At 72.4% G+C, this 8996-nt stretch carries 11 protein-coding genes; 8 read left to right on the top strand and 3 right to left on the bottom strand.

Annotation, left to right across the window (positions count from 1 at the left end; genetic code table 11):
* Nucleotides 1–202: 202 nt before the first annotated feature.
* Both ABZ807_RS20890 and ABZ807_RS20885 read right to left on the bottom strand, forming a co-directional pair.
* Entirely contained in the window at nucleotides 203–394 is a 192-nt protein-coding gene (locus ABZ807_RS20890; protein ID WP_357160278.1) for a DUF397 domain-containing protein, read from the bottom strand.
* Nucleotides 385–1188, bottom strand: coding sequence for a helix-turn-helix transcriptional regulator (locus tag ABZ807_RS20885; protein WP_357160275.1), 804 nt, complete (start codon nucleotides 1186–1188; stop codon nucleotides 385–387). The genes ABZ807_RS20890 and ABZ807_RS20885 overlap by 10 nt, the downstream gene beginning before the upstream one ends.
* A 214-nt stretch (nucleotides 1189–1402) precedes the next feature.
* Here ABZ807_RS20885 and ABZ807_RS20880 point away from each other — a divergent pair, with 214 nt between their 5' ends.
* From ABZ807_RS20880 to ABZ807_RS20865, 4 genes are all read left to right on the top strand, one after another.
* Nucleotides 1403–1621, top strand: coding sequence for a hypothetical protein (locus ABZ807_RS20880; protein WP_357160272.1), 219 nt, complete (start codon nucleotides 1403–1405; stop codon nucleotides 1619–1621).
* Nucleotides 1621–1866 carry a flavin reductase gene (locus tag ABZ807_RS20875; RefSeq protein WP_357160269.1) on the top strand — a complete coding sequence of 82 codons (246 nt, stop codon included), beginning with the start codon at nucleotides 1621–1623 and terminating at the stop codon, nucleotides 1864–1866. The genes ABZ807_RS20880 and ABZ807_RS20875 overlap by 1 nt, the downstream gene beginning before the upstream one ends.
* A gap of 228 nt (nucleotides 1867–2094) precedes the next feature.
* The gene (locus ABZ807_RS20870; protein ID WP_357160308.1) at nucleotides 2095–2619 is read left to right on the top strand and encodes a SigE family RNA polymerase sigma factor; all 525 of its coding nucleotides are present in this window, start codon (nucleotides 2095–2097) and stop codon (nucleotides 2617–2619) included.
* Complete coding sequence (locus tag ABZ807_RS20865; protein WP_357160266.1) at nucleotides 2616–3527, top strand: hypothetical protein; 912 nt, start codon at nucleotides 2616–2618, stop codon at nucleotides 3525–3527. Before ABZ807_RS20870 ends, ABZ807_RS20865 begins: the two co-directional genes overlap by 4 nt.
* 111 nt (nucleotides 3528–3638) lie before the next feature.
* On the opposite strand, the gene ABZ807_RS20860 is transcribed toward ABZ807_RS20865, so the two are convergent.
* Nucleotides 3639–4571 (bottom strand): ABC transporter ATP-binding protein, encoded by a 933-nt coding sequence (locus ABZ807_RS20860; RefSeq protein ID WP_357160264.1) that lies wholly within the window; start codon nucleotides 4569–4571, stop codon nucleotides 3639–3641.
* Nucleotides 4572–4934: 363 nt separating this feature from the next.
* Here ABZ807_RS20860 and ABZ807_RS20855 point away from each other — a divergent pair, with 363 nt between their 5' ends.
* From ABZ807_RS20855 to ABZ807_RS20840, 4 genes are all read left to right on the top strand, one after another.
* Nucleotides 4935–5138: a hypothetical protein gene (locus tag ABZ807_RS20855; RefSeq protein WP_357160261.1), complete on the top strand. Its 204-nt coding sequence runs from the start codon at nucleotides 4935–4937 to the stop codon at nucleotides 5136–5138.
* 63 nt (nucleotides 5139–5201) lie between these two features.
* Nucleotides 5202–7637: a nitrate- and nitrite sensing domain-containing protein gene (locus tag ABZ807_RS20850; protein ID WP_357160257.1), complete on the top strand. Its 2436-nt coding sequence runs from the start codon at nucleotides 5202–5204 to the stop codon at nucleotides 7635–7637.
* Nucleotides 7634–8026 carry a roadblock/LC7 domain-containing protein gene (locus ABZ807_RS20845; protein WP_357160254.1) on the top strand — a complete coding sequence of 131 codons (393 nt, stop codon included), beginning with the start codon at nucleotides 7634–7636 and terminating at the stop codon, nucleotides 8024–8026. Before ABZ807_RS20850 ends, ABZ807_RS20845 begins: the two co-directional genes overlap by 4 nt.
* On the top strand, nucleotides 8023–8991 hold the full coding sequence (locus ABZ807_RS20840; RefSeq protein WP_357160252.1) for a TAXI family TRAP transporter solute-binding subunit: 969 nt from the start codon (nucleotides 8023–8025) through the stop codon (nucleotides 8989–8991). The genes ABZ807_RS20845 and ABZ807_RS20840 overlap by 4 nt, the downstream gene beginning before the upstream one ends.
* Nucleotides 8992–8996 lie beyond the last annotated feature (5 nt).

Raw genomic sequence — 8996 nt, 5'->3', positions numbered from 1 at the left:
CGGCCGAAACCACCCCACCACGCCGAACACTGGACCGACTGGCGCCGCCGCCACCAAGCCCGCTCACGCTGGTTCCACCAACGCACCCGACTCGGGCGCGAATACACCCTGGTCAACTAGCCAATGGCGGCTGCCGTACTAGAACAACGAAAGCGCGCTCCAAGCACGCTTGGGAGCGTGCGCTTTCGTATGGGAGGAACGGCTACGGGCGCTCGGCAACCCGCGCGACGAACGCGCGCCAGGCGTCGGGGCCGAAGGTCAGCACCGGACCACTCGGGTCCTTGGAATCACGCACGGCGACCACGCCGGGGAGGTTGTCGGCCACCTCCACACAGGCGCCGCCGCTGCCGTTGCTGCGGGTGCTCTTGCGCCACCGGGCGCCGCTCAGGTCCATGTCTCCGCCACTTCCGCTATCAGGTCGAGGGACTGCTGCTGCGATAGTGCCTCACCCCGGATCGACTCCCAAACCTCGACCATCTGCCGCATGTACTCGGCCCGGTCGATCACCTGCCCGTGGCGCTGCCCCTCCAGGTAGACGACGTCCTCCCCGGCGGGCGAGGTGGCGATCACGAAGGGGCCGTCGAGGCCAGGGTACGCACCCGCGGAGAGCGGCACGACCTGGATTCGGACCCGGGGCAGGGTCGAGCCGAGCTTCACCAGCTGCTGCAACTGCTCGCGCATCACCTCCGGCCCGCCGATCCGGCAGCGCAGCACGTACTCGTCGATGACGGCGGTGAGCAGCGGCGGCCGGTCGCGGGTGAGCACGGCTTGACGGTCGAGCCGCGCGGTCACCTGCTGCTCGATCTCGTCCACGCCGAACAGCCCGGCGCCGACCAGGATGGCCCGGGCATACCCCTCGGTCTGCAGCAGGCCCGGCACGTAGAGCGGTTCGAACCAGCGCAGCGCCGTCGCCTCCGCCTCGATCCCGGTCCAGTCGCGGACCCACGGCACCACGGTCTCCCGGCTGATCCGCCGCTGGATGCGCTCGAACCGCCCGTCCGTCCCGAGCACGGTGTCACACCGGCGCGCGAAGTCGAGGCTCGGGCGGCGCTCGCACGTCTCCACCTTGGCGACCAGGGCACCCGAATAGCTCAGCGCCTCGGCCAGTGCGGTCTGGGACATGCCGCTGACGGCCCGGGCAAGCCGCAACTCCTCGGCGAAGTGGTCCAGCATGGACGCGTTTTCCACGGGCAGCCTCCGTACATCTTCGTACCGCCTGGAAGGTGTCTCCATACGCGCTGGTCGTCGGCGCGCGGAATCTCCCACCGTAGTCGGGTCCTCACCAGACTGTCACGCAGCGGAACCGCTCACGGGATCGGACGGCGGGCGGAACCAGGCCGGAGGCGTCCTGCGACAACGAGGTCCGGGACGCCTCCTTCCCACCTTTACGGAGGCTCACCGCATGCGACTCAGGTTCTGGCGCTGCCGGCGCCCGACGCCACCCGCCACGCTCCCCCGGCGTACGCCCAACGAACGCCCGGCGTGGGCCACCGCGCCGACGGAGGTCTTCCCGACCGACGGCCCGGGACGCCCGGGGCGGCTGACCCGGGCGCAGGAATGGCGTGCGAACGGCGGCCACTGGCTGCCGTCGCCGCGCCGGGCCGGGGAGGGCACCCGCTGATGCCGCGCTACCGCCCGCACGTCGCGGCGCGCCCGTCGTGGCGCTGCCGGGTCTGCGGCGCCGCGTGGCCCTGCTCCCCGGCCCGGCTGGCGCTGCTCGGCGAGTACCGCGAGAACCGGACGGGCCTGTTGATCTACCTCGGCACGCTGATGCACGAAGCCATGACCGACCTCGCCGTGCTGAACGGGCAGGACGCGCCGGAGGTGCTGGCCGATCGCTTCCTGACCTGGGCAAGGACGCGTTGACCAGCACGGCCGACCGGTTCAGCTCGCGTGGCACCGCATGGCCGGACGCGGGCGGCTCAGCCGCGGACCGCCCGGACCAGCGACCGGAGCGCGTAGCCGAGCAGCAGCGGGCAAACGCCTCGTGGTCCCAGGCGGGCAGCTCCGCACCCGACTGGTTTGCTGTTGGCCGGCTGCTGCCGGTTGGCCCACGGTGTAGACCATTTCGAGGATCCCAGGCGTGTGAGAGGCATGACCAAGGAAGTTGCCGATCCGGCGTCGAGCAACGCCAGCTACGCGAGCTTCGTCGCCGAAGCATGGCCCCGTCACCTGCAGTTCGCCACGTTGCTCATCGGTGACCGGCAACGGGCTGAGGATCTGCTGCAGGAATGTCTGGTCAAGCTGTATGTCCGCTGGCGAAAGGTCGGCCACGGCGACCCGCACGCATACCTGCGCCGGATGCTGATCAACGGCAACGTCAGCTGGTGGCGGCGTTTCCGTCGAGAAACGCTGACGGCGGACCTGCCCGACCGGGTCGACCCGCACGCGGGGTTGGACGGGGCACGCCAGGACCTACGCGATGCCCTGATGACGCTGTCGCACCAACAGCGGGCGGTGATCGTGCTGCGGTACTACGTCGACCTGACCGAGCGGCAAGCGGCTACCGAGCTGGGTTGTTCGTTCAGCGCAGTCAAGACGCAGCACAGCCGCGCCATGGCGAAGTTGCGTGACCTCATCCCCCATCCCCGCGCGTCCACCTTGGAGGCAGTGCAGTGAACATCGACGAAAGGGACCTCTCCATGGCACTTCGAGATCTGGCCGACGCACAGCCGCCGAACGAAGCGCCGACCGCCGACCTGATCACCCGGGGCCGGCGGGCGCGACGGAGCCGGACGGTGGCTACCACCGGCGGTGCGCTCGCGCTCCTCGGCATCGTGGCCGTAGCCACCGTCGGCCTGGTCGGCCCGGGCGGCGATCCGGCCAGTACCTCTGCTCAGCCGGGCCCCGCCGCCGCCGCCGTAACCCCGGAACTTCGGCTGGTCGCGGCGGCACAGGCAACCGCAAAGAGCAGCTTCCGGTTCCGCGTCTCCACCAGCCGCAACTGGGTCGACGTCGGCAAGACGGGTTCCGCCAAGGAGTCCTTCGAAGGGGAGTTCGATCCGAACGGGCCCACCGGGCGGGTGACCAAAGAGTTCAAGGGGCGGATCCCGCCCAATGGGGAGGAGCGGATCGTTGACGGCGATCTCTACCGCCCGAAGGGCGGCAGGTGGCGAAACTACGGTAAGCCAGCCATCTTCCGCAGCCTCGACGACATCTACGTCCCCTTCGCCGACCCGGCCACCACGGTCAATCCGGCGTCCCAACTCGAGGCCCTGAGAAGCGTTGGCACGGTCACCGCGCTCGGCACGGCTGGTAGCGGTGAATCGGCCGTCGAACGCTACGCGTTCAGCTACGTCAGCACGCCCAGCGACCCCGACCGGCCGAAGAGAGTTCCCGGCAAGGGGATCATCGAGATCGGCGTGAAGTCGCAGAAGATCACCAAGATCTCCTTCAACACCACCATCGAATATCCGAACTATCACGGGGGTGACCAGCCGAGCTACCACGAGGAGATTGAGGTGACCTGGCTGTACTCGGACTACGGGCTCGACGTCGACGTCAAGGTCCCTCCCGTCGCCCGCTGACCGAGTTCGATAGGTCAAGTCAGGCCCGGGTGTCCGGCCAGCCCCCGCGGCAACCCCCGTCGGCAGGATGGGGGTTGCCGCGATCATCGCTTCGCGCGAGGAACCCGCTGATCAGTCGACCAGGGTGCGCCCGGTGAGGTGCAGGAAGACGTCCTCCAGGCTGCTGCGCCGGACCAGGACACTGGCCGGCGTCAACCCGCGCGCCTCCACCTGGCCGAGGGCGGCGTCCCCGTCGGTCACGTAGAGCAGGATCCGGTCGGGCAGCACCTCGACCCGCTCCCCCAGGCCGTCGAGCTTGCCGGCGAACGCCTCCTGTGACTCGGCGGCGAAGCGCAGCTCCACCACCTCCCGGGTGGAGTGTCGCTCGATCAGCGCCCGGGGCGAGCCCTCGGCGACGATCCGCCCGCCGTCCATCACCACCAGGCGGTCGCAGAGCTGCTCGGCCTCGTCCATGTAGTGGGTGGTCAGCACCAGGGTCACGCCCTGCTGCTTGAGCCGGAACAGCCGCTCCCAGACCAGGTGCCGGGCCTGCGGGTCGAGCCCGGTGGTCGGCTCGTCGAGCAGCACGATCTCCGGCTCGTTGACCAAGGCGCGGGCGATGGTCAGCCGGCGCTTCATGCCGCCGGAGAGCGGCTCGACCTTGCTGTCGGCTCGCTCGGTGAGCTGCACGAAGTCGAGCAGCTCGGCGGCGCGCGCCCGGGCCACCGCGCGGGGGACGCCGAAGTATCGGGCGTAGGTGGTGAGGTTTTCCCGGACGGTCAACTCGGGGTCGAGATTGTCCAGCTGGGGGCAGACGCCGAGCCGCGCGCGGATGGCGGGGCCGTCGCGCACCGGGTCCATGCCGAGGATGCGCAGCTCGCCCCCGCCCGGCGGGGAGATGCAGCCGATCATGCGCATGGTGGAGGACTTGCCGGCGCCGTTGGGCCCGAGGAAACCGAACGCCTCGCCGGGGCGCACCTCGACGTCGATGCCGTCGACCGCGGTGAAGTCGCCGAACCGCTTCACCAACCCCCGCGCCTGGATGAGTGGTTGAGCAGTGGTCACCGGCCGACCCTACCGGCGGCCTCCGACAGCCTCGACGGATTTCCATATCCGGCACAACGGGCGCGGATCACGCGACGCAGAGTAGTTGACACTACGGACAGTCATTGGTCGCCCCGGCTGGGCGGCCCTCCCTGTTGGAGCGGTCCGCGGGGCAGGCGGAGGGCGATGCCCATCATATTGGACAGATCGTTTTCGGACCGGACCCGATAGCCCATGATTGTCAACCGTTCCGCCCCATGTGGTTGTTTAATCCGTCCTTTATCCAGCTGTCTCTGCATAATTGGCAACCGGCCACCATTACCGACCGCAATCGTATTCGGCAATATTTCCATGGCGTACGTCATTCGCGTATCGTGCCCCCTCATGTCATCCGTACGCTCCTCCAACGGTCCCACCCCGCAGGCGCCGCACGACGGCTCCGCCGGGGCGGGAGCCGTCATGGAGGACGCCCTGGCCCAGGCCAACCCGGCCGCGAAGGGCATCAGCCTGGACAACGCCCGCAGGACCGACCCCGTACCGCTGCACCGCGGCGCGGCCAAGGCCCTGCAGGACCTCGGCGCGAGCTGACCCACGACGCCGGGTCCGGGCCACCGCCCGGGCCCGGCGTCCCCGACCACCCCGGGAGACCCCGTGCCGCTCCCCCGCCCCGCCCGCGTGCGCCGGCACAACCGGCCGACGGACCGTCCCGACCGGCTCTGGTCGGTCCGTACCCAACTGCTCGCGCCCATCCTGGTGGCCACCGTGGGCCTGGTGGTGCTGGGCGCCACCCAGACCAGCACCGCGCTGGACGCCTCCGCCGACGCCGACCGGGCCCGGGTCCTCGCCGGCACCGCCACCGCCACCGTGCGGCTGGTGCACGAGCTGGAGCGGGAGCTCGGCGAGACGGCCGCCCTGCGGCAGCGGGGCGGCTCGACGGGCCGGCCGCTGGTGGACGCCCAGCGGCGGCGGGTGGACACGGCCGTCGACCGGTACCGCACCGCCAGCCGGGAGGCCCACCGGGCCGCCCCGGACCTCGGGCGGGTGCTCGACACCGCCGACGAGCAGCTCCACCAGCTCGACCCGGCCCGCCGGTCGGCGCCCGAGTCGGAGCGAGCGGACCCCACCTACCTGGCGCTGGTCGAGTCGCTGCTCACCGTCGCCGACGCGCTGCCGGCGCAGCTGCGCGACGCCGAGCTGGCCAACGCGGCGCGGGAGGTGGCCACGGTCGCCAGCCAGGAACACCTGGCCTCGCTGGAACGCGACCTGCTCCGGGCGGTCTTCGTCCGGGGCACGCTGGCCCAGGGGGAACTGGTCCGGCTCGGCGAGCTCCGGGGCGCGCGGGAGCAGCGCCAGGCCGAGTTCTCCCGGATCGCCGACGGCGCGGCGCAAGCCGCGTACGCCCGGCTGGTCGCCGGCACGGACGTCGCGACCGCGCAGCGGATGCGGGACAGCGCGGTCAAGGGCGAGACTCTGCCCGCCGCGCTGAAGATCGACGGCGACGCCTGGTACGTGGCCCAGAGCGGGACGATCCGGCGGTACAACCTCCTCGGCCGGGAACTCTCCGAGAACCTGGACCAGCGGGCCACCAGCCTGGCCCGGGACGCCCGGCGGCGGGCCCTGGTCACCGGCGGGGCCACCACCGCCGTCGCGGCGTCCGCGCTGCTCGCCGCCGCGCTGCTCGCCGTACGCACCAGCCGCCGGCTGCGCCGGCTGCGGGTGGCGGCGCTCACCATGGCCAACTCGGAGCTGCCCGAGCGGATCACCGCGATCGCGGCCGGCGAGGGCGCGCCGGCCGAGGGCGCGGCCACCCGGCTCACCGCCCGTATCCGGCAGGGGCGTGACGAGGTCGCGCAGGTGGCGGAGGCGTTCGACACGGTCAACCGGGCGGCGCTGCGGCTCGCCGGCGAGCAGGCCGAGCTGCGGCTGGACGTGACCCGGATGGCCGAGGCGCTGGCCCGCCGAATCCGCACGCTGATCACCCGGCAGCTGCGGCTGCTCGACGAGTTCGAACAAGAGGAGACCGACCCGGACGCGCTGGAACGGCTCTTCGCGCTGGACCATCTCGCCGCCCGGATGCGCCGCAACGGGGAGAACCTGCTGGTCCTCGCCGGCGGCGAGCCCGGCCGGGCGTACGAGGGGGACCACCTGCTGGCCGACGTGGTCGGCGCGGCCTCCTCGGAGATCGAGGACTACGCCCGGGTGGAGATCGACGTACCGGCCGCCGCGGTGCGCGGCTCGGCGGTCGGCTACCTGGTCCACCTCCTCGCCGAGCTGCTGGAGAACGCCACCACCTACTCGCCGCCGCAGGCTGCCGTGCAGGTCGACGGCCGGCGTACCATCGACGGGCTCACGGTGCGCGTGCACGACCACGGCATCGGGATCAGCGAGGCCCGGCTCGCCGCGATCAACGAACGGCTCCTCGCCCCGGCGGTGCTCTCCAGCGCCGCGGCCGGCAGCATGGGCCTGCACGTGGTGGCCCACCTGGCCGCCCGGCACGGGATCCGGGTGCAGCTGCACAACACCGGCACCGGCACGGTCGCCCAGGTCGAGGTGCCCGAGGCGGCGCTCACCCGGGTCGAGGCGGTGTCCCGCCGTGCCGGTCCGACCCGCCAGTCCTCCCCTTCGGCGGCCTGGTTCCGGCCCCCGGGCGGCGCCTCGGCCCTGGCAACGGCCGTGCCGAACGGGATGGCCACGCCCCTGGTGGGGGCGGCGTACGCCGCCAGCCGGCCCCGGCCCGAGCCGGCCGACGTCCACCACGCGCCCACGGTGACGTTGCCGGTGATCAGCCCCGGCACGCGCGCCGGGGCCTCGGCCCGACCGCTGGTGGCCCAGGGCGCCGAGCCGCCCCTACCCGGTCCCGGCGGCCCGTCGTCGACCGGGCCGGCCGCGGCCACCGGCACCGGCCTGCCGCGCCGGACCCGGGGCGGCCAGCTCCCGGCCGGGCCGCCCCACACCCCGCCGGCCCGGCCGGCGGAGGACCTGCTCGAACCCGAGGTGGTGCGGGCCCGGCTGTCCGCGCTCGCCGAGGGGGTGGCCAGCGCGATGCGACGTAACCAGCAGACCAGACCAACCGGGAGACCCCAATGACCCCACCCGTGATCGCCGGCCTCGACTGGCTCCTGGCGAACTTCGCCGAGCAGGTGCCGGACGTGTCGCACGCCCTAGCCGTCTCCGAGGACGGGCTGCGGCTGGCCTCCTCGCCCCACCTCTCCCCCGACCAGGTGGACCAGCTCGCCGCCGTGATCAGCGGCCTGGCCAGCCTGACCGTCGGCGCCGCGCGACTGATGTCCGCCGGCCGCGTACGCCAGCAGATCGTCGACATGGACGGCGGGGTGATGCTGGTGATGGCGGTCGGCGAACGCGCGCTGCTCGGGGTGCTGGCGGCGCCGGGCTGCGACCTGGGTCAGATCGGCTTCGAGACCGCGACGCTGGTGCAACGGGTGGCGGAGGCGCTGGAACCGGCGGTCCGGGCGTGACCGGCCGGCCACCGCGGTGGCTGGTCGCCCTGCTGGTCCTGCTGCTCGTCGCCGGTTGCGGGCAGCCGGCGGCGGCGCCGCAGGCCTGGCACGGCGGGCGGATCTTCCTCGCCACCGGCAACACCACCGGCGTGTACTACCAGCTCGGCGGCGGCTACGCCGACGTGATCAGCCGCCACCTGCCCGGGTACGAGGCGCGGGCCGAGCCGACCGGCGCCTCGGTGGAGAACGTCACCCGGCTGGCCAGCGGCGACATGGAGGTCGCCTTCAGCCTCGCCGACACCGCGGCGGACGCGGTCGCCGGCCGGGGCGCCTTCACCGGCCAGCCCCAGCCGGTCCGGGCGCTGGCCCGCGTCTACAGCAACTACACCCACGTGATCGTGCGGGCCGACGCCAAGGTGACCGGTTTCGCCGGGCTGCGCGGCAAGCGGGTCTCCACCGGTTCACCGAGGTCCGGCACGGACATCATCGCCCGGCGGCTGCTGAACGCCGCGGGAATGGACCCGGACCGGGACGTCCGCCGGTTCACGCTGTCGCTGCCGGAGACGGTCAAGCGGATGCGGGCCGGCACGCTGGACGCGATGTTCTTCTCCGGCGGCCTGCCCACCCCGGGCATCGCCGACCTGCTCTCCAGCGCGCCGGGGAAGTTCCAGCTGCTGCCGATCGCCGACCTGATCGAGCCGCTCAACGCCGCATACGGCTCGGTCTACACCACGGCCGAGCTGCCGAAGGACGCCTACGGCACACCGTCGGGCACGCCGACCGTCACGGTGTCGAACATGATCCTGGTCAACGCCGACATGCCGGACGGGTTGGCGTACGACCTGACCCGGCTGCTCTTCGCATACCAGGGCGACCTGATCGGGGTGCACCCGGAGGCGGGCAACTTCACCCGGCACAGCGCGTCGGGCACCGACCCGATCCCGCTGCACCCCGGCGCGGCCCGGTTCTACCAGGGCCGGTGAGCCGG

The sequence above is a fragment of the Micromonospora sp. NPDC047548 genome, from assembly GCF_040642975.1.
Lineage (GTDB): Bacteria > Actinomycetota > Actinomycetes > Mycobacteriales > Micromonosporaceae > Micromonospora.
This window is presented reverse-complemented; position numbering and strand designations above follow the sequence as displayed.